Annotated in this window: 19 protein-coding genes; 11 read left to right on the forward strand and 8 right to left on the reverse strand. The window is 57.9% G+C overall.

Translation table 11 applies throughout. The features are described from left to right. Window positions 1-141: 141 nt before the first annotated feature. The gene (locus AC13RC_RS17520) at window positions 142-1269 is read left to right on the forward strand and encodes an ROK family transcriptional regulator (RefSeq protein WP_488557952.1); all 1128 of its coding nucleotides are present in this window, start codon (window positions 142-144) and stop codon (window positions 1267-1269) included. A 16-nt stretch (window positions 1270-1285) separates the two neighbouring features. On the opposite strand, the gene AC13RC_RS17525 is transcribed toward AC13RC_RS17520, so the two are convergent. Then, window positions 1286-1729, reverse strand: coding sequence for a hypothetical protein (locus AC13RC_RS17525; RefSeq protein WP_488557953.1), 444 nt, complete (start codon window positions 1727-1729; stop codon window positions 1286-1288). Between the two features lie 218 nt (window positions 1730-1947). Here AC13RC_RS17525 and AC13RC_RS17530 point away from each other — a divergent pair, with 218 nt between their 5' ends. Then, window positions 1948-2565, forward strand: a complete 618-nt coding sequence (locus AC13RC_RS17530; RefSeq protein WP_488557954.1) for a glycosyltransferase family 29 protein — start codon at window positions 1948-1950, stop codon at window positions 2563-2565. Window positions 2566-2602: 37 nt separating this feature from the next. Here AC13RC_RS17530 and AC13RC_RS17535 read toward each other — a convergent pair whose 3' ends face one another. Then, on the reverse strand, window positions 2603-3580 hold the full coding sequence (locus AC13RC_RS17535) for a DUF1402 family protein (RefSeq protein WP_488557955.1): 978 nt from the start codon (window positions 3578-3580) through the stop codon (window positions 2603-2605). Window positions 3581-3782: 202 nt separating this feature from the next. Between AC13RC_RS17535 and AC13RC_RS17540 the strand changes: the two genes are divergently transcribed. Further along, on the forward strand, window positions 3783-4118 hold the full coding sequence (locus tag AC13RC_RS17540; protein WP_069615711.1) for a hypothetical protein: 336 nt from the start codon (window positions 3783-3785) through the stop codon (window positions 4116-4118). Here the strand turns inward: AC13RC_RS17540 and AC13RC_RS17545 are convergent. Continuing rightward, on the reverse strand, window positions 4106-4780 hold the full coding sequence (locus AC13RC_RS17545) for a transglutaminase-like cysteine peptidase (protein WP_145323785.1): 675 nt from the start codon (window positions 4778-4780) through the stop codon (window positions 4106-4108). The two genes, AC13RC_RS17540 and AC13RC_RS17545, sit on opposite strands and share 13 nt — an antisense overlap. Before the next feature lie 328 nt (window positions 4781-5108). Between AC13RC_RS17545 and AC13RC_RS17550 the strand changes: the two genes are divergently transcribed. Continuing rightward, window positions 5109-7580: a glycoside hydrolase family 3 C-terminal domain-containing protein gene (locus AC13RC_RS17550; RefSeq protein WP_488557956.1), complete on the forward strand. Its 2472-nt coding sequence runs from the start codon at window positions 5109-5111 to the stop codon at window positions 7578-7580. A 100-nt stretch (window positions 7581-7680) separates the two neighbouring features. Here AC13RC_RS17550 and AC13RC_RS17555 read toward each other — a convergent pair whose 3' ends face one another. Next, window positions 7681-9759, reverse strand: a complete 2079-nt coding sequence (locus AC13RC_RS17555; protein ID WP_488557957.1) for a putative bifunctional diguanylate cyclase/phosphodiesterase — start codon at window positions 9757-9759, stop codon at window positions 7681-7683. A gap of 519 nt (window positions 9760-10278) precedes the next feature. On the opposite strand from AC13RC_RS17555, the gene AC13RC_RS17560 reads away from it, so the two are divergent. Then, window positions 10279-11559, forward strand: a complete 1281-nt coding sequence (locus tag AC13RC_RS17560; protein ID WP_269245642.1) for a TadE/TadG family type IV pilus assembly protein — start codon at window positions 10279-10281, stop codon at window positions 11557-11559. A 132-nt stretch (window positions 11560-11691) separates the two neighbouring features. Here AC13RC_RS17560 and AC13RC_RS17565 read toward each other — a convergent pair whose 3' ends face one another. Further along, on the reverse strand, window positions 11692-12099 hold the full coding sequence (locus AC13RC_RS17565) for a helix-turn-helix domain-containing protein (RefSeq protein ID WP_113352489.1): 408 nt from the start codon (window positions 12097-12099) through the stop codon (window positions 11692-11694). Window positions 12100-12359: 260 nt separating this feature from the next. Beyond that, on the reverse strand, window positions 12360-13256 hold the full coding sequence (locus AC13RC_RS17570; protein WP_488557958.1) for a LysR family transcriptional regulator: 897 nt from the start codon (window positions 13254-13256) through the stop codon (window positions 12360-12362). Window positions 13257-13389: 133 nt separating this feature from the next. Here AC13RC_RS17570 and AC13RC_RS17575 point away from each other — a divergent pair, with 133 nt between their 5' ends. The 4 genes from AC13RC_RS17575 to queE all read left to right on the forward strand — a co-directional run bounded on the left by AC13RC_RS17575 (window position 13390) and on the right by queE (window position 16455). After that, a complete protein-coding gene (locus AC13RC_RS17575) occupies window positions 13390-14496 on the forward strand; it encodes an aldo/keto reductase (RefSeq protein ID WP_488557959.1) in 1107 nt (368 codons plus the stop codon). Between the two features lie 167 nt (window positions 14497-14663). Then, complete coding sequence (queC, locus tag AC13RC_RS17580) at window positions 14664-15374, forward strand: 7-cyano-7-deazaguanine synthase QueC (RefSeq protein ID WP_145323775.1); 711 nt, start codon at window positions 14664-14666, stop codon at window positions 15372-15374. Continuing rightward, a complete protein-coding gene (gene queD / locus AC13RC_RS17585; RefSeq protein WP_113332791.1) occupies window positions 15374-15730 on the forward strand; it encodes a 6-carboxytetrahydropterin synthase QueD in 357 nt (118 codons plus the stop codon). The genes queC and queD overlap by 1 nt, the downstream gene beginning before the upstream one ends. Further along, the gene (gene queE / locus AC13RC_RS17590; protein WP_488557960.1) at window positions 15727-16455 is read left to right on the forward strand and encodes a 7-carboxy-7-deazaguanine synthase QueE; all 729 of its coding nucleotides are present in this window, start codon (window positions 15727-15729) and stop codon (window positions 16453-16455) included. The genes queD and queE overlap by 4 nt, the downstream gene beginning before the upstream one ends. Window positions 16456-16550: 95 nt before the next feature. Here queE and nrcR read toward each other — a convergent pair whose 3' ends face one another. Further along, a complete protein-coding gene (nrcR, locus tag AC13RC_RS17595) occupies window positions 16551-16907 on the reverse strand; it encodes a transcriptional regulator NrcR (protein ID WP_113332789.1) in 357 nt (118 codons plus the stop codon). A 327-nt stretch (window positions 16908-17234) separates the two neighbouring features. Between nrcR and AC13RC_RS17600 the strand changes: the two genes are divergently transcribed. Continuing rightward, complete coding sequence (locus tag AC13RC_RS17600) at window positions 17235-17438, forward strand: hypothetical protein (RefSeq protein WP_113332788.1); 204 nt, start codon at window positions 17235-17237, stop codon at window positions 17436-17438. Between the two features lie 189 nt (window positions 17439-17627). Here AC13RC_RS17600 and AC13RC_RS17605 read toward each other — a convergent pair whose 3' ends face one another. Beyond that, window positions 17628-18518, reverse strand: a complete 891-nt coding sequence (locus AC13RC_RS17605) for an SMP-30/gluconolactonase/LRE family protein (RefSeq protein WP_488557961.1) — start codon at window positions 18516-18518, stop codon at window positions 17628-17630. Window positions 18519-18652: 134 nt separating this feature from the next. Between AC13RC_RS17605 and AC13RC_RS17610 the strand changes: the two genes are divergently transcribed. After that, complete coding sequence (locus tag AC13RC_RS17610) at window positions 18653-19027, forward strand: GlcG/HbpS family heme-binding protein (protein WP_488557962.1); 375 nt, start codon at window positions 18653-18655, stop codon at window positions 19025-19027. Window positions 19028-19066 lie beyond the last annotated feature (39 nt).

Raw genomic sequence — 19066 nt, forward strand, 5'->3', positions numbered from 1 at the left:
GATGTATTGGCATCGATCGCTGCTATGGCTATTAATACACATAAAGTGTAATATTTATGACGAGAGCCGCGAATATGGGGTTCGGATTGTACGCTGACAGGCGCGGGCTAAGTCGGCATGACAGGAAGCAGGATTGCACTCATGGCAGCGCTTGAAAAATCCCCACTGGCAAGCGAGAACGAGCGCCTCATCCTCGATATTGTCCGCAGCCGCGAGCCAATCCCGCGCGCGACCATTACGGCCCACACCAATTTGACGCAGCAATCGGTGCATCGGCTCGTCGAGACACTGACAGCTCGCGGCTTGCTTCGCGCCGGTGCGCCATTCAAGGGTGCGCGCGGGCAGCCGAGCCCTACTATCGAACTGGAACGGAAGGCGGTTTATTCGGTTGGTATTTCCGTCAATACCGATGCCGTGACACTGTCGCTTGCTGATTTCGGCTGCGACATCGTCGATCAGGAGGTGCTCAGCGGCGTGCCCGCCGACCGCAAGGCAACGCTGGCAATCCTTGCCGAGAAACTGAGTTCGATCCTGACGCGCCACGAAATATCGCGCGCAAGTCTCATCGGACTTGGCTTTGCCATGTCGGGCTTTTTCGTCGGCGATGATCGTCGTTTCAATGCTCCGGAGCCGCTGCGCGAATGGTCGTTGGTCGATCTGCAGCCGGAACTTGAGCATGTCTTTGCATTGCCGGCCTGGTTGGAAAACAACGCAACAACGGGCGCAATCGGCGAAAGCTTGCGTGGTGTCGGGCGCTGGTGCAAGACCTTCGCATACCTGTCCTTCAACTATGGATTTGGCGGCGGCCTTGTTCTGGAAGGCAGGCCTTATCTGGGCTTTCATGGGAATGCCGGGGAGTTCAGCGTCATATACAATCCCGACGAAGTGCAGCGCCGGCCGGCTTTGCAATATCTCATCGCCACATTGCGGGAGAGCGGTGTCGACATAGGCTCCCTTGAGGAACTCAAGCAGAATTTCGACCCTTCCTGGCCCGGCGTCGAGAGCTGGCTCTCCGAGACCATGCCGATGCTCGACCGTCTGATTGCCACGCTTGCTGGGGTGATCGATCCGCAAGCCATCGTCTTCGGCGGCCAACTCCCGCCCGAACTTGGGCGAATGATGATCGCGCGCGCCCGCCTGCCGTCGCAGCGTCCGCATCGCTATGGTGCCGCGCCGCCCGGGCCTCGGCTGGTTCTTAGCGAAACCGAAGGTGACGCCAGCGCGATCGGCGCGGCCCTGCTGCCGTTGAAGTTCCGGTATTTCTTGTGAGCGTGCCGATCGCCCGTTATGCAGGATTATCGGATGACGCCGCTTGACTAGCCGGTATCTGCCAGCTTTCCGGCAGGTCGGCGAAATAACCCCAAGAGGCCCAGGGGAGATCGCCGTTGTTGCTTGGTCGCGTCGCGAGCCGCCATTCCGGTGGATCGGGGAAGCCATGCCAAATCAGCCGCATCAAAAGCATGTCCTCACCGTCACACGTCGCATAAAATTCGGCATCAAAACTGCGAAGGTCGCTTGCTTCCATGCCGAACAGCGACTGGTCGGCACCGAATATGGAAGCCCAGGCAATCGCCTTTGCAGCCCTGTTCTGAAATCCGGCGAATTGTAAGTCCGCCACCTTGTCGGGAGCATCCCACGGGTCAGCCTCCCACTCGTTCGACGTCGAGTTCATGCGATCGATTTGCTTCATAAACTCTCCATTCGATCCGCTTTTGGCATTGAGAGGCAACAGTCTATAGCGACTTGGCGCGGTCTGCCAGCAAAGCCTCTTTCACTGCGGTTGCTCTGTGCAGATGCCGTTAATATGCTCGCTTGGTAGGCGGATCAAATTCGACCGGACGTGCTGGAACGGCTGGTCGAGGGGATTTCAGTTCTGCATCATCAATGTTTCAGTGTGCTGTCAGAACGGCTTGTTAATGCACGGCCCGTATTTTCTGGACGACCGCATTGGCGCGTAAGACTGCAATCATTGTCGGCAATGGAAAGCTGGAACACGATATCGCCGATATCGTAGACGAGGCGCAATTCGTCATGCGTTTCAACGAGCCGGTTCTTTCCGAAGGCATGAGCGGCGAGCGCACCGACATGATCATGCTGGCCGCATCAAGCAAGATCTTGTATCGGCGGCTTCTCGATCCGAGCTTCATGGATAATGCCGCGCTCAAGGCCGCAAAGGTCTTCATGCTGGCCTATCACCCCGATATCATTCGCAAATATCACCCCCGACCGAACATCTTCCAGCGTCTGCAGGGTCGAAAGGCTGACTGGACGATGCAGGCAATCGAGTTGCTGGGCAGGGCCGGCAAGGAGATCCGCATCATGCCGCCTCAGACCTACATTGACGGCTGCGACGAGCTCGGTATTTCCGGGCGTCGCATGCACAAGGTCTTTCCTAGCACAGGCTTCCTCGGCATCTGTTATGCGCTTTCAAGGTTTCCCGCCTCGGAATGGGACATCAAGCTGTGCGGCTTTGGCTGGGAGGGATGGAAGCGGCATGATTGGCAGAATGAAAGAGCCTGGGTCGAAAACAAGATTGCCAATGATCGCGTCAGCCTGATTGCCTGATCAAACCGGTGTTCTTCATGGATAAAGTTCTGACGGCTTACTGGCTATTGTCGCTGCCGAGCAACCCACGAAGCTCCGGCAGTTTGTCGTTCACCAGCCAGCCATAATAATTTTCTTCCGGTAATTTCTTCCCGCCCGAAGCATCCGCCGCCTGCCGCAGGGCAGCCGCACGGCGGCGCGGTTGGCCGACATTGTAAAGCGTAGCCGTCAGGCCGGGATTGTCGGTGATGTCGAAGCCCTCCGCGCGATAGGCGTCAATGGCATCCTTTACGATGGCGGCAATATAGATCACGCTGCGATCGGGATCCATGATGTCGCGATAGATCGCCTGCGGATCATCGACCGATAGCTTCGGCAGGCCGCTTGTCGCGTGGACGAGATCGGTGACTTCAAGGGCGGTCAAAGGGCTGATCTGGCCAAGACCGAAGGTCTGGCCCGCAAAGAAGGGCTGAAAGAACGCGCGCTGGAACGTCATGTTTTCATAAGTGACACCATCGATGACCTTGCCTCGAAAACTCTTGTCCCAGGTCTCGTCGCGGCATTCCCAAAGTTCGGCGCTGCCGGTGAAGGCGTTGCAATGGGCGAATTCCGGCTTCTTCAGGAAGGTTTGGACCGTCACGTCCTTATAGGCGAACTTGAAATCGGACTGCGAATAGGCGAGCGCCTTGACGTAGTAGGACTTCACCCTGTTGACGATCGTGATGTTGTAGGTGTGTTCGCCGACCAGGGCGCCAACAATGTGGATGGGGTCGATCCCATAGGCCTGCCCGGCCTTCCTGATCGAGGCCATCAGCTCCTTGTCGTCGCGAAGCACGCCGATGATCTTCTGATATTTTTCGTCGTAGGTGGTGTTGAAGGCCTTGGCCCGCAGTACCGAAGTATTGGGGATGGGCGGCTGAACGCCGTTGCGATTGCCTGGCGGCACGTGCACGAGCTCACGCGCAGAAACCGCGTTCGTCAATGCAAGGATAAAAAGAAGACCGAGTGCCGGGAGTATCGACAGGCGTGTTCGCATTCGCAAAGTGGCTTTCCAAAAATATTCCCCGGCGCGGGGACGATCTTGATACGCGATCGCTATCCGAAGGCAAGAGCGTAAGCTTCTTCCGTCTCACGAATCACAATAAACTTCGATCAAAGCAGCTCTCGGCTGCACAGGCATAGGGGATATGGCCGTCCAGGGTTGCGTTCCCGTGGTCCGGGCTTTCGAAAGGATGTCGATGCAACATCTCGTGATCGCAGGGAGCATCTTGCTTGCAGCCGCCCCCGGCGAAGCCTTGCCGACGATGGCGGATGTTCCGGCGCTGGCCAAGGCGGCGGTCGCGCGGCGAATAGAGGTGCCGCCCTCAGCTATCCATATTCTGGAAGCCAAGCCGAGCGAACGAATGCCAGGCTTCGTCGTTTGCGGTCGTGTCGATACGGGAACTGCGAATGACGGCGCCGGTGCGGAAGGTGCAGAACGCTTCTTCGTCGTCATCCCCGGCAATTTTGCCATTCTGGACCAGGATGGGAAAGGCCTGGTCGACAGCTATTGGGCCGCCAATCACTGCGAGTGAGACGCCAGTGCCTTGCTGATCATGGCAAGCTCTTCGGGTGTGCGACCGGATTCCAGCCGAACCCAATTGTTCGGATTATCGGCCGTCTGGCGCTTGATGAAAGTGTAGCCCGTTCCGCTCCAGTTTTTCACCGTATCGGTGAGATTGTCGAGGATGAGATCGCCATTATTGGTGCGCGCCATCAAGACAAGATGTCCTTCGTTATGGGTATCGAGGACGACCGTCAGCAGCAGAGCAGATCGCGGCCAGCCTGCTTCCACGAGCAATTTCTTCTTTAAGAGAACATAGTCATTGCAGTTGCCGGCACCATCGTCGGGATAGGTCCACCAGTTGATGATGCCGAGCTTGTAGATGCCGTAATGATCGTTGTCGCCGACACCCTCGATCTCATGATTGACGAGGCTGTTGATCTGCTGCAGCTGCTCCCAGCGGTCATGATCGAGATCGGCGAACTCCACGCTCTTTTGGCCAGCCACGCATTCGGCTGGCTGCGCTTTGCAGAAGCTCGTCCAGCCGACGGGCACGCTCGCATCCGTCACCTCACGCGCAAACTGATGTGCGTGTGCCGCGGCGGTATTGGCCACGGGTTTTGCCGTTGTTGCCGTCGAAAACAGCAGGCCGGCGGCGAAGAGAAAGCTTGCAGCGACTAGAAGTGAACGCATACTCGGCTCCATGAGTTGGGCTCATGAAATCCGACGCGGTCAAATTTATTCGGAAAAAGATTATTCGCATTTTATCGAACCGGCGCTTTTGACCGGTACGGCAATCAGGGACGTCCATTCCTGTGCCGAACTTATGATTTCCGATCGGTTGCGAAGCGTGCTCCGTAGCGGCTGCGACCTGAATGTCGGCAAAAAAAGATATGGAATTTCATTCACATATCGCACTATCGGAAGAACATCTGGCGTGTTTATGATTTGTTGGTCTTAAATGCGAATCTCCATCGCGGATGGACGATGGAACAGCCAGCGAATTGCTCGGGAGGCCTTTATGATCGACGATATTCTCGACCGGATGACGCTTGAAGAGCAGGTTTCGCTGCTGTCCGGCGCCGATTTCTGGACCACGGTGCCGGTCGAGCGCCTCGGTGTTCCGAAGATCAAGGTTACGGATGGGCCGAACGGAGCCCGCGGTGCCGGCTCGCTGGTTGCGGGCGTCAATGCCGCCTGCTTTCCCGTCGCCATCGCCCTTGGCGCGACATGGAATCCGGCTCTTGTCGAGCGCATGGGTGTGGCACTTGCCGGTCAGGCCAAGAGCAAGGGCGCCTCGGTGCTGTTGGCGCCGACGGTCAATATTCACCGGTCCGGTCTCAACGGCCGCAATTTCGAATGCTATTCGGAAGATCCGATGCTGACGGCCGCGCTTGCCGTTGCCTATATCGAGGGCGTGCAGAGCCAGGGCATTGCGGCCACGATCAAGCATTTCGCCGGCAATGAATCCGAGATCGAGCGCCAGACGATGTCGTCGGATATCGATGAGCGTGCTCTTCGCGAAATCTATCTGCCGCCGTTCGAGCAGGCTGTGAAGAAGGCTGGCGTCATGGCCGTCATGTCCTCCTACAACCGGCTGAACGGCACCTATACGAGCGAGCATCCCTGGCTGCTGACCAAAGTTTTGCGACAGGAGTGGGGTTTCGACGGCATCGTCATGTCGGACTGGTTCGGTTCGCATTCGACGGCGGCGACCATCAATGCCGGGCTCGATCTCGAAATGCCCGGTCCGACGCGCGACCGTGGCAAAAAGCTGGTGGCGGCAGTCCGCAACGGCGAGGTCGAGCCGAAGACGGTGCGCGAAGCCGCCCGCCGCATTCTGACATTGCTGGAGCGTGTCGGCGCCTTCGAGAAGGTGCCCGATTTGAGCGAACACGCGCTCGATCTGCCTGAGGATCGTGCTTTGATCCGCGAGCTCGGGGCCGAGGGTGCCGTGCTCTTGAAGAACGACGGCATTCTGCCGCTGCAGAAGGCAGGCCTTGGGCATGTGGCGGTTATCGGTCCGAATGCTGCCGAAGCGCGTGTCATGGGCGGCGGCAGCGCCCAGATTGCCGCCCACTACAGGGTCAGCCCATTGGAAGGCATCCGGCAGGCACTATCGAATGCCAACAGCATTCACCATGCCCCCGGCTGCCGCAACAATCGCCTCATCAATGTCTTCTCCGGTGAGATGCGGGTAGAGTATTTTAAGGGCCGCGATCTTGCAGGACCGGTGATCGCCACCGAAACGGCAAGCAAGGGCGAATTCTTCTGGTTCGACCTGCCGTCCTCGGAACTCGATCCCAATGAGTTCTCCGCCCGCATGACGGCATCCTATGTGCCGACGGAGAGCGGCGAGCACGTATTCGGCATGACGAATGCAGGCCTTGCCAGGCTCTTTGTCGACGACAAGCTCGTCGTGAATGGCTATGACGGCTGGGCCCGAGGCGACAATTATTTCGGCACGGCCAATGTCGAGCAGCGGCAAGGCATCCATCTGGAAGCCGGACAGAGCTACAAGGTGGCGGTGGAGTATTGCTCTTCCGCGACGACCGAGGAGGGGATCAATCTGACGGCGGTACGCTTCGGCGTGGAGAAGCCGCTCGGTGAAGAGGCCATGCTGGATGCCGTTCAAAAAGCAAGCGATGCAGATGTCGTTCTGCTCTTCGTCGGCCGCGATGGCGAGTGGGATACGGAAGGGCTCGATCTGCCTGACATGCGTCTGCCGGGCCGGCAAGAGGAATTGATCGACCGGGTGGCGGCCGCCAATGCCAATACGATTGTCGTGCTGCAGACCGGTGGTCCCATCGAGATGCCATGGCTCGACAAGGTTCGGGCCGTGCTGCAGATGTGGTATCCCGGCCAGGAACTCGGCCACGCCGTTGCCGATGTGCTCTTCGGCGATGTCGAGCCCGGCGGGCGCCTGCCGCAGACCTTCCCGAAGCACCTGTCGGATAACTCCGCCATGGTTGGTGATGCGTCGGTCTATCCTGGCAAGGATGGGCATGTGCGCTACGCCGAGGGCGTTTTCGTCGGATATCGTCATCACGATACGCGCGATATCGAGCCCCTGTTCCCCTTCGGCTTCGGTCTTGGCTATACGCGATTTTCCTGGGGCGAGGCGCAAGCTTCGGCAACGACGATGGGCGCGGAGGGCATCACCATCATGGTCGATGTCACCAATATCGGCGACAGAACCGGTTCCGAACTCGTGCAGCTTTATGTGCGCGCGCCTGCTTCGGCAGTCGAGCGGCCGGACAAGGAGTTACGTGCCTTTGCCAAGCTTCGGCTGATGCCGGGTGAAAGGGGGACGGCTTCGCTTGTCGTGCGCCCACGCGATCTGAGCTATTTCGACGAGCAGACGGGAACATTTCGAGCTATCGCCGGTCGCTATGAGCTTCTCGTGGCCGCCAATGCTCTCGATATCCGCTCCACAGTTGCAATCGAGCTCGCGAGCGAATGGATCGGCGAGGTTTCGGACCGCTCGATCTGATATTGCGAACGGAGCGGCTGACCAAATCGAAGAAGGAAAGGAGGCGCAGGTCTGCGCCCTGTAATTGCTGCGGATTTTGCATTGACGCGTGAGGAACGTCCTAGCGACGCCGCATGCGATAGGGCGGCAACCGGCCGGAAAATGCCAATGCTTCATCGTCCTCCACGGACGTCTCCTCTTGAAAGATCTGCCCGACGGGCTTCGGCCGTCCGAGGAAGAAGCCTTGCGCCTCGTCGCAACCCTCGACACGGAGGATTTCGAGCTGATGGTTGGTCTCGACGCCTTCCGCGAGAACAGGGATATCCAGGCTCTTGCCGAGCGTGAGCACGGCGCGGACGATCGCTTTTGCCTGGATGCTGTGATCCACTTCGTTCATGAAGGAGCGATCGAGCTTGATCTTGTCGAAAGGGAAGGAGCGAAGCGTATCGAGCGACGAATATCCTGTTCCGAAATCGTCGATGGCAACGGTCACGCCAAGAGCCCGGATCTGTCGCAGGACATGTAAAGTACGAGTTTTGTCGGCAATGATTGTGGATTCGGTAATCTCAAGCTCCAGCCGCGACGGAGCAAGGCCGGTCTCGATAAGGATCGCATGAACGAGTTTTGCGAGATCGGCATGAGCAAATTGTACGGGTGATAGGTTGACGGCGATCTTGTAGGGCTGCTCCCATGACGCTGCCTCCTTGCAGGCCGTGCGTAAAACCCATTCGCCGATGATAAGGATCGTGCCGCTTTCTTCCGCGATCGGAATGAATTCCGAAGGCGGCACAGCACCATGCTCGGGGTGATGCCAGCGGACGAGGACCTCGTAGCCGCAGATCTGCCCTGTGCGAACCGAGGTCTGCACCTGATAGTGCAGGTCGAGCTGATCCAGTTCGACAGCGCGGCGCAGGTCCTGGGCCAGCGTATGACGGGCGCGGGCAGCTTCATCCATCTTGGATTCATAAAAGCAGACTGCGCGGCCGATATCGGCCTTGGCGCGATACATTGCGAGATCGGCATTGCTGACGAGGCGCTCCTGGTCGACGCCATCGTCCGGATAGACGGCAACGCCGATGCTGGCCCCTGTCGCCGTCTCGAAATCGTCGATCCGGATGGGCTCGAACAGGACCTTCTCCAGTCGGGCAACGAAATCCAGCAGTTCGCTCTGCTCCCGGAAGCGCTTGGCCGCGGCAAACTCGTCACCACCGACGCGTGCGACGAACTCGCCGTCCCTGACGAGGCGGAGCAGCCGGCGTCCAATCGCCTTGAGTGCCTGGTCGCCAGCCTTGTGTCCTCGCAGGTCGTTGATTTCCTTGAAGCGATCGAGGTCGATGCCGATGACTGCAAGCTTTACGCCGTCTTCGCTGGCATGTCCCATCTCGCGTTGAAGATGGTCGGCAAAGCTGCTGCGATTGGGCAGGCCCGTCAGCAGGTCGTTGAGGGCCATATGCTGAAGTTTTTCGATGGATTCGCGCGAGGCTCGCTCGTCGATCATATAGCTTGCCACGCCGGTGCCGATGATAAGCAACCCACCGCCCGCTACGGCAACGGCCATGGCCTTCAGTGCGTAGGCGTCAGCGATGGCTGCGCCGGTTACAAGCGGGGTGACCGATACGGCGGTCATTGCCGTAAAGTGAAGCGAAACCACGGCGATGACGAAAAGAGCGAGGCCGGCGATCGGGGAGAGCTGCCAAGGCCGGCGCACCGTCTGATTGAGCGCAAGCGCCGCAAAAATCACCGAAAGTGCGACCGAGGCGACAACATAGCCCTGGTTCCACTCAACGATCCCGTCGACGTGATAGGCCAGCATGCCTGTATAGTGCATGGTGGTGATGGCAAGGCCGACGACGGCTCCGCCGAATTCCGGTGCAACGCGCGGCACGCGCGACAAGGCGATCGCAAAACCGCCGGCACAGCCGATGGCAGCCAAAAGAAAGGAGGCCATCGTCAGGATCGGATCGAAGGTGACCGGCGCACCGACCTCGTAGGCCAGCATGGCAATGAAATGCGTGCACCAGATCGAAGATCCAGCCGCCACGGCGGTCAGAAAGATCCAGCCGCCACGCTGAAGTTCGAGCGTCCTTTCGGCTCGCTTGAGCAGATTGAGCGTGATCCAGCCGCCACTGACGCAGACGAACGCCGCGAGAAGAACGAGCCACAGATTGTGTTCCGTGAAGATGCAGGAAAGAACGCGCACGTAAAGATCCCAACCATAGCCATCAGGGCGAAGAAGACAGTTGCAACGACGGCTGCCGCACCTGAAATCGATGGCGATTGCTTTCGCGGGTAAACACTAAAAATCGGGTAAAGACACTTAGGGTAGATTTGCAATTTTTGCGTTATGTTTATGGTGCCTGCCTCGCGTATATATTGCGGATCATGCGTCTTTCTTCATGAAATGTTCGGTTTATGCCCGATTTAAGGCCGTCGGAGTGTGAGTACCGTATCGAACTTCATTCAATTCGACCACGGGATCGACGACTATATCCTGTATTCTTGGTAAATTTCCTCTCAATTTTTGCAGTATAAATAAGAAGTTTGCTCTTATGAGAATCTAAATATTTTCGTTCGATAATATAAATAAGTATATTTGAAAGTAATAATACTTTCGTTTCGCGAATGTTTTGAAAATACAACTTATGCTACAGAGAGCTTGCTCGTGAAGAGATTCAGGATCTATCCACAATCGTTTGTCGCATTGCGCAAACTATCAGGGATGCTGTTTACGGACCGTTCGGGGAATTTCGCAATCACGACGGCGCTGATTGCCGTTCCGTTGATTGCGGTGGGGGGGCTGGCGCTCGATGTCACCAATGCGATGCTCGTCAGAACGGAATTGCAAAATGCCGCCGACGCCGCTGCTGTGGGTGCAATCGCGGATTCATCTCCGGCGGTTGCGGCTGCCATGGCGATGACAAGCGACGGCACCGTCACGATCGGTCAAGGCGACGCCAACAAGCTCTTCTACGGCCAGGCGTCCAGCGATCTTCAGAATATACCGGTCAGCGTCAGCGCCGGGGTAACGCGCACGGGAAATATCGTCTCTTCCACGGTCAATTTTTCGGCGAACGTACCGACGACACTAAGCCAGGTCATCGGCAAGACGTCTATTCCCGTCAGCGGCTCGGCATCTGCGCAGTATCAGACGGCGAACTTCATGGATTTCTACATGCTGCTCGATAACACGCCTTCCATGGGGATCGGCGCTACCATGGCCGATATTGATAAAATGGTGGCAAACACGTCAGACAAATGTGCCTTTGCGTGCCATATTAAAGGTTCAACGAGCGACTATTACAATCTTGCGACGAATGTACTGAAGATCAATACGCGTATCGACGTCGTTCGCCAGGCGACACAGTCGCTGACCGATACCGCCGTGCACAACCGAGTAACACCCGATCAGTACAGAATGGCCGTCTATACATTCGGCAAAGACACGACGACAATTGGCTTGACCAACGTATCGCCGCTGTCATCCGATATGGCGCAGGTTAGCGGTGCCGTCAGTAAGAACAACGTGGATCTGATGGTTGTTCTAGGACAGAACGACAACAGCGATGAGGATACAAGTTTTGATACGGTGCTGACGCAACTCGGGCCGATCATTGGTACGGGCGGCAGCGGAAAAACCACTTCCGATCGTCAGAAGGTCCTCTTCCTTGTCACTGACGGCGTCGGTGACAGCAAGAAGCCAAACACCTGCACCAAGCCGACGACCGGCGGGCGTTGCCAAGAGCCGCTCGACACCACCTTCTGTCAGCCCTTGAAGAACCAGAACATCAAGATTGCTATCCTCTATACGACCTATTTTCCCCTGCCGACAAACCCTTGGTACAACCAGTGGATCGCACCCTTCCAATCGCAGATCGGCACCAATTTGCAGACTTGCGCCTCACCCGGCCTCTATTTCGAGGTGAGTCCGACGCAAGGCATCTCGGACGCGATGAACGCTCTGTTCCTGAAGGTCATTCGTACGCCACGTATCACAAGCTGACGGCGAAGCATTGAATTGGCGGGGCAATGAAGGCTGAAGCGGTTTGGGGCTTCACGGAATCGTCAAACCGCTCCATCACTTTGTTTCGTAAATTCGGACGGAAAGCCGCCGCGCACTTATTCCGGAATTGCTTTAAGTCAACGCCAGCGACTTGAGCAGGCCGACGATCTTCTGTCGGGTCCTCACATCCTTGATCTTTGCAAAGGCTCGGTTGAGCTCAATACCTTCTTCGGACGAAATGAAACCGACGAGGTCGTTGCGGATCACTCTTGCTTCCTCGGTCGAAACAGGGTTGTCGAAGGCTGCGTTATCGAAGAAGTGCGAGATCGGGACGCCAAGACAGTCGGCAACATGTTGCAGGCGACTTGCGCCGACACGGTTGGCGCCTTTTTCGTATTTCTGAACCTGCTGAAAGGTCAGGCCCAGTTTTTCGGCAAGCGCCGATTGGCTCATACCCAGCAGGCGCCGTTGCGCGCGGATGCGTTTGCCGACTTCGATATCGATCGGGCTGGGCGGCTTTCTCTTCGAAATATCTTGCACGAGTTCCTCTTTCAGACCGGGAGGCTGCCAATCCGACCGACAGGAGGCGAGGGCGAATGCCCCGAACCCATGCATGCCCTCATTGGCGGAGCTTTCCAACTATGACTGCCGAGTGCCGTGAGAGACGGCAATCGCGATTCAGCTGGATCGCGATCCAGCGCTGCATTTCGTGCGTATTTCGTACAATGGCTGCGCGATTTGACCATTCGTTAGCATGTCGATGGGAAGCAAATGGCGCTTTTTGCCCGCCGAGGAGCGACTCAACGATTGAGCTGTCGTACCGTGTCGATGAAAGCCCTAAGTTTCGGGGCCAGCTCGGCACGACGCGGAAAGTAGAGAAAAAGGCCTGCTTCCGTCACCGCATAGTCACCTAGAAGGTGGACAAGCCTGCCGGATGTGATCTCCGCCTTGACCAGCGGTTCGAAGACATAGGCCAATCCCACGCCTGCAACGGCCAGCTCTATGGCCGAATGTGCTTCGGTGACGATCGCCTGGCCATTCACCGTCACCGCGACATCCCGCCCATCCTCGACGAATTCCCATTGATAAAGGCCGCCGGAGCGGATCAGGCGGTAACCGATACAATTATGGTTGGAGAGCTCCGCAAGCGTGTTTGGACGCCCGAAACGCCCGATATATCCAGGCGAAGCGACGACGATGGATCGGAAAGGAGGGGTGAGGCGAACGGCGACCATGTCCTGCGCGATCATTTCGCCGACGCGGATGCCGGCGTCGAAACCCTCGGAGACGATATCGGTCAGCCTTTCATCGGAGAAGATTTCCACTTCGACTTCGGGATAGCGTTCGGCCATCGCTGCGATCACGCGGGTGACTGCCAGCGGCAGGCTGATGCGGGATGCGTTGATGCGCAACAGTCCGCTTGGCCTGCCCTTGACGGCCCTGATACGCTCGATGCGGTCGTGAATGTCCTGCAGCGCCGGGGTGATGGTGGCGATCAGGCTCTTGCCGGCCTCGGTCAGCGCCACACTCCGCGTCGTGCGGGCAAAGAGGGGCTGGCCGAGCCGTTCTTCCACGAGCCGAACGGCATGGCTAACGGCCGATGCGCTCATGCCCAGTTCGCTGGCGGCGGCGGCAAACCCTCCGCGGCGGGCCACTGCGGCGACGATGGGCAGATGTGGCAGCAGATCGCGATCCATTGCTGCACCATATCGCATAATGCATGCAAATTAAATAATCTTATCGAATAGCCCGAAAACAGCGACTCTAGGTGCATTACGCATCGCCGGGTCGGTCGTCGATACGCCCGGTTAGCCAAAGAGGAGCAGAGCGATGAGCATGGAATTTTATACGCTGGGCAATAGCGGCTTGAAGGTAACACGGCTTGCCCTTGGCACCATGACCTTCGGCACGGAATGGGGTTGGGGGGCAGACAAGGAAACGGCACGGGCGATCTTCAATACTTATGTCGACGCCGGCGGCAATTTCTTCGACACTGCCGATGCCTATACGGGCGGTACGTCTGAGGCTTGGCTCGGTGAATTCATCGCCGAGCGCGGCTTGCGCGACGACGCCGTCATCGCAACCAAGTTCACCATGAACCTTACCGCACAAACGCCGAATGCGGCCGGCAATGGCCGCAAGAATATCCTGCGGGCCGTCGAAGGGTCGTTGAAACGGCTCAACACGGATTATATCGATCTCTATCTCATGCATTGCTGGGATCGCCTTACGCCGCCAGAGGAGGTGATGCGCACCTTCGATGACCTGGTCCGCTCCGGCAAGGTGCGGCATGTTGGTTTGTCCGATGTTCCGGCATGGTACGCCAGCAGAGCCCAGGCGGTCGCCGAACATCGCGGCTACGAGCCGATCTCCGCACTTCAGCTCGAATATTCGCTGGTCGAACGCAACATCGAAAATGAATTCGTGCCGTTCGGAACGCGTTACGGCGCCGGTATCATGGCCTGGAGCCCGCTTGCGAGCGGTCTGCTGAGCGGCAAATATCGGCCGAGCAGTGAGGGGCAGACCGCCGGCCGGCTGGAAACCGTGCGTGGTACGACCAATCCAGGTTTCCAGAAATTCAACGAGCGCAATTGGGCTGTTGTTGCCGAGCTGGAGAAGGTGGCGGCCGAGCTCGGCCGCAGCATGGCGCAGGTCGCGGTCAACTGGGCGATGACCCAGCCTGGTATTGCCTCGATCATCATTGGCGCCACGAAACTGGAACAATTGAGGGACAATCTCGGCGCCCTTGAGTTCACGATACCGGACGAACTGCGGCGGCGCCTGGACGAGGTCAGCGCCCTGCAGGCGACTTTCCCCTATTCCTTCTTCGGCTCGGAGATCCAGGGCAGCTTGACGGGCGGCCAAACGGTCGGTGGCAAGCCGGCGGGTTACTATCCAGATCTGAATATTTCCGGGAAGTTTGCTGGGGTCAGCTGACGGCCTTACAAAACCTCGACGCGCCGGCAGGTGCCGGCGCGTTGCCATGAAATGTTGCGGAATGCCTTGTTTCCTCCCGGTTCTGCTGCTAGTGAGCCGGCCGTGGCTTTGAAGAGCCCATGAAATCCGGTCGCAGCCCACCCGGTCAAAACAAGGGATCCTGAATTATGAAGACTATCGTGATCTGCTCCGGCGGATTGGACTCCGTTTCGCTCGCCCATAAGGTCGCAGCCGAATATCAGCTTATCGGCCTCGTCTCCTTCGATTACGGTCAAAGGCACCGCAAGGAGCTGGAATTCGCAAGCGCCTGCGCCAAGCGTCTCGGCGTGCCGCATGAGATCATCGACATCACCGCCATCGGCAAGCATTTGACCGGATCGGCTCTGACAGATGATGTCGCGGTGCCGGATGGGCACTATGCCGAGGAAACCATGAAGGCGACGGTCGTGCCGAACCGCAATGCGATCATGCTGGCGATCGCCTTCGGGCTTGCGGCTGCGCAAAAAGCGGACGCTGTTGCCGTCGCGGTTCATGGCGGCGATCATTTCATCTATCCCGACTGTCGCCCGGGTTTCATAGACGCTTTCCAGCAGATGCAGCACCATGCGCTCGACGGCTATGCCAGCGTTTCACTCTATGCGCCCTATGTGACGATTTCCAAGGCGGATATCGTTGCCGACGGTGCCCGGCACAAGACCCCCTTTGCCGAAACCTGGTCCTGCTACAAAGGCGGGAAACGTCATTGCGGCCGCTGCGGCACCTGCGTTGAGCGGCGCGAGGCCTTTCATCTCGCCGGCATTGAGGATCCGACCGAATATGAGGATGCCGATTTCTGGATTGCTGCGACATCGGGCTTTTCGGCCGAAGAGGTGAAGTGATGTACCGCATCACCAAGGAATTCCACTTCTCCGCCTCGCATCAGCTTTCGCATCTGCCTGATGATCATCAGTGCGCGCGCATGCACGGGCACAATTACATCGTCGTGGTGGAGCTTTCGGCAACAGAACTCGATCAGAACGGCTTCGTGCGAGACTATCATGAGCTACAGCCGTTAAAGCGCTATATCGATGAAACCTTCGATCATCGTCATCTGAACGATGTCTTCGGACACGATCGCGTCACGTCCGAATATCTCGCCAAGCATTTCTACGACTGGTGCAAGGAACGATTGCCGGAAGCATCCGCTGTGCGGGTCAGCGAGACGCCGAAGACCTGGGCGGAATACCGGCCATGAGCGGCGCGCTCATCCGCGTCAGCGAGATCTTCGGGCCGACGATTCAGGGCGAGGGGATCCTGATCGGTCTTCCGACGATTTTCGTGCGCACCGGTGGCTGCGATTATCGCTGCTCCTGGTGCGATACGCTGCATGCCGTCGACAGCGACTATCGCGATCAATGGCGGCCGATGCCGGTCGATGAGATCTGGCAAGAGGTGACACGGCTTTCCGGCGGTAAGCCGCTGACGATCTCGCTCTCCGGCGGCAATCCCGCGATCCAGCCGCTCGGCCCGCTGATTGCACGCGGTCATGCGGAGGGATATCGCTTCGCGCTGGAGACTCAAGGGAGCCTGGCCAAGGAGTGGTTTGCCGAACTCGATGTGCTGGTGCTCAGCCCGAAGCCACCTTCGAGTGGCATGACGACGGACTGGATCGCCTTCGACGACTGTCTGCGCATGGCAGGCGACGGACCGCAAATCGCTTTGAAGATCGTCATATTCGACGATCTCGACTATGAATATGCGCGGGACGCGGCCGCTCGCTATCCCCAATTGTCCGTCTATCTGCAACCCGGCAATCACACGCCGCCGCCAGCCGATGCAGAAGATGCGCTTGTCGATATCGACGGCATCGTCGAAAGGATGCGCTGGCTCGTGGAAAAGGTCGGCGATGACCGATGGTTCGAAGCGAGGGTGCTGCCGCAATTGCATGTGATTATCTGGGGAAACAGGCGCGGCGTGTGAGCAATTGCGATTGGCCATAGCATGCCTGCGCGATCCATCGACATCCGAAATTCGCATTCGGTGGCCGATGGCGGCAAAGCCGCATCGGCTCTTTGTCATGGTTTTTTGTCGTGATCGTCATTGTCGCCGGTCTTCGGTCTCGCCGGTTTGAGTTCGGCGTCGAAAATCCCGGCAAGCGTCTTCAGGATCTGCAGGACGCCTGGATGATCGCAGGTATAATATCTGAACTGCGCCTGACGGCGCACTTTTACGATACCGGAATGATGCAGGCGGGTCAGGTGCTGGCTGAGCGCCGATTGCGATATGCCCAGCTTCTTGGCCAGGCTGTTCACATCTTCCTCATGGCCGGACAGATGAATACAGACCTCCAGGCGCTTGGGATTGGAGAGCTGGCTGAGAAGATCTGCATGATAGATGAGACGCTCGTCTTCTGTGGACTGATCTGAGTACATCGCGTGGCCGATCGTTGGTGTTACACTACAGAGCCGCAGCACCGCGAGACTATAAACGCAAAAGTTGCAAAATTATGGTCTAATTTATTGCAAAAACGTTGCGCGTTCGCGGAGCAAACGGCCCTCCCACTTAAGGCTGATCGCAATTGATCAACCCTTCCTTAGCCGACAACTAGGGTCCTATTGTATTTTGGGAATATGTCCGTTCATTCGATTTGCGATTAATCTGTAACAAAATTGAACGAACTGCCTTGTTTTTGTCCGGCTTTTGACATCGCAGTGCTAATTAAGCGGTCTATCTTCTGCGCTAACGAACAGGAGGTAACCATGACCCAAAGGGACTTGACGATCGCCGAAGTTCTTAAAGATCCGCTGATCCGCCAGGTCATGCGCGCAGATCGCATATCCATAACCCGGATGGCGGATCTGCTGCAGGATGCTGCACGCAGGCAAGAACGCGCCTTGTCCGCCAATCTCGCGTCGATTGCGCATGCGGCGGTACGTTCCGTATCGCAAGCCGACCTGCGCTGATATTCCGTCATCCGACAGCGACGATCGCCAGATGATCCCGGCGATTGTCGCTGCAGCATTTCCGTATTGAACGTCTCTACCGGTCTCCAAGCAATCCAGGATCGCTGGCTTTTCCGAAGCCTCGATAGGGCTGTCCTTGTTGCTGCGCCGCTTTACGGATCGTTTCGTAATGCGGTCCCAGCCCTGGTGTTAAAGTGCGCCGCTTCGGTTGAGCGAGATCGAATAAACGCTGGTCGTCGCTGTGATGAACAGCTTGTGCTTGCCGCGGCCGCCGAAGCAGAGGTTGGAGACCGTTTCCGGCACCAGGATCTTGCCCATGAGATGGCCGTCGGGGGCGATGCAATGCACACCGTCGGCGGCCGACGACCAGAGATTGCCATCGCTGTCGAGGCGCATGCCGTCGGCGCAGCCCGGTGAAATCGCATGAAATACTTCGCCGCCGGATAGCCGCCAGTTTTCACCGACATTGAAGACCCGGATATGCTGCGGATCGCTGCCATGCATACGACCGGTATCGGCGACATAAAGCTTCTTCTCGTCAGGGCTGAAGGCGAGGCCGTTCGGGCAGTTGAAATCTGTCAGGACGGCTTGCATGGAGCCATCGGGATCGACGCGATAAACATTGCAGGGCAGCTCCTGCTCACTCCTGTATCCTTCGTAGTCCGTCGCAATGCCGTAGTGCGGATCGGTGAACCAGATGGCGCCGTCCGAGGCGACGATGACGTCGTTGGGCGAATTCAGCCGTTTGCCCTGATAGCGGTCGGCGACAACCGTGATCGAGCCGTCATATTCGGTCTGCGTGACGCGCCTGCCGCCGTGCTCACAGCTCACAAGCCGGCCCTGCCGGTCACGCGTATGGCCGTTCGAAAAATTCGAGGGTTCGCGAAAGATGCTGGTGCCTAGCCCCGGTATCCAGCGCATGATGCGGTTATTCGGGATATCCGAGAAGAGCAGGCAGTTCAGATCTCCGAACCAGACAGGCCCTTCCACCCAGTCGAAACCGGTGGCGATCTGCTTGACGGGAGCATTGCCAAGAACAAATTTCCCGAAGGCCGGGTCCATGATCTCGAAGAACGACATTGTAACAATACCTCCCATAAGGTTACATCGAGAGATCGATGTGTTATCGATAACATATTCAATAAAGTCCGCAAGTCGGGAGGATAGTGCATGAGCCATGTTCTGGCGTCGAGTGTCTTAGCGACGAAGGAGTGATGACGTTGTTGACCGCTGCGATCTCGGCTGCTTCGCAGATGGGGCAGCCGCAATGCATCGTCATCGTCGATCAATCCGGCGTGATGCTAGGGTCCTTCCGCATGCACGGTTCACGTTTTCAGTCGCTGAAAAGCGCCACTGCCAAGGCACAGACGGCTGCTTCCATCGGCGGGCCGAGCCATTCGCTGCCGGAGCATGCGCGAGTGCCGCTGGCGATCGCGACCCATGGTGGCATGACGGGTTTGCGCGGGGGCTTGCCCATCCGTGTCGGCGGCACGCTTGTCGGCGGTATCGGCGTTGGTTCCGGGTCAGGCGAGCAGGACGAGCAGGTTGCGCGCGCTGCGCTCAAAGCGATCGGCGCCGATCTCGACTAGGCCGGACCTGAGCGCGAAATCCATTTTCGCTTTCGATCG

It is taken from the genome of Martinezella sp. CNPSo 3890 (assembly GCF_057784455.1).

Bases quoted from the DNA above. Each gene is read 5' to 3' on its own strand.
- AC13RC_RS17520 (WP_488557952.1), top strand. From the start codon at position 142: ATGGCAGCGCTTGAAAAATCCCCACTGGCAAGCGAGAACGAGCGCCTC.
- AC13RC_RS17535 (WP_488557955.1), bottom strand. From the start codon at position 3,580: ATGCGAACACGCCTGTCGATACTCCCGGCACTCGGTCTTCTTTTTATC.
- AC13RC_RS17540 (WP_069615711.1), top strand. From the start codon at position 3,783: ATGCAACATCTCGTGATCGCAGGGAGCATCTTGCTTGCAGCCGCCCCC.
- AC13RC_RS17545 (WP_145323785.1), bottom strand. From the start codon at position 4,780: ATGCGTTCACTTCTAGTCGCTGCAAGCTTTCTCTTCGCCGCCGGCCTG.
- AC13RC_RS17550 (WP_488557956.1), top strand. From the start codon at position 5,109: ATGATCGACGATATTCTCGACCGGATGACGCTTGAAGAGCAGGTTTCG.
- AC13RC_RS17560 (WP_269245642.1), top strand. From the start codon at position 10,279: ATGCTGTTTACGGACCGTTCGGGGAATTTCGCAATCACGACGGCGCTG.
- AC13RC_RS17570 (WP_488557958.1), bottom strand. From the start codon at position 13,256: ATGGATCGCGATCTGCTGCCACATCTGCCCATCGTCGCCGCAGTGGCC.
- AC13RC_RS17575 (WP_488557959.1), top strand. From the start codon at position 13,390: ATGAGCATGGAATTTTATACGCTGGGCAATAGCGGCTTGAAGGTAACA.
- queC (WP_145323775.1), top strand. From the start codon at position 14,664: ATGAAGACTATCGTGATCTGCTCCGGCGGATTGGACTCCGTTTCGCTC.
- queD (WP_113332791.1), top strand. From the start codon at position 15,374: ATGTACCGCATCACCAAGGAATTCCACTTCTCCGCCTCGCATCAGCTT.
- queE (WP_488557960.1), top strand. From the start codon at position 15,727: ATGAGCGGCGCGCTCATCCGCGTCAGCGAGATCTTCGGGCCGACGATT.
- nrcR (WP_113332789.1), bottom strand. From the start codon at position 16,907: ATGTACTCAGATCAGTCCACAGAAGACGAGCGTCTCATCTATCATGCA.
- AC13RC_RS17600 (WP_113332788.1), top strand. From the start codon at position 17,235: ATGACCCAAAGGGACTTGACGATCGCCGAAGTTCTTAAAGATCCGCTG.
- AC13RC_RS17605 (WP_488557961.1), bottom strand. From the start codon at position 18,518: ATGTCGTTCTTCGAGATCATGGACCCGGCCTTCGGGAAATTTGTTCTT.
- AC13RC_RS17610 (WP_488557962.1), top strand. From the start codon at position 18,653: ATGACGTTGTTGACCGCTGCGATCTCGGCTGCTTCGCAGATGGGGCAG.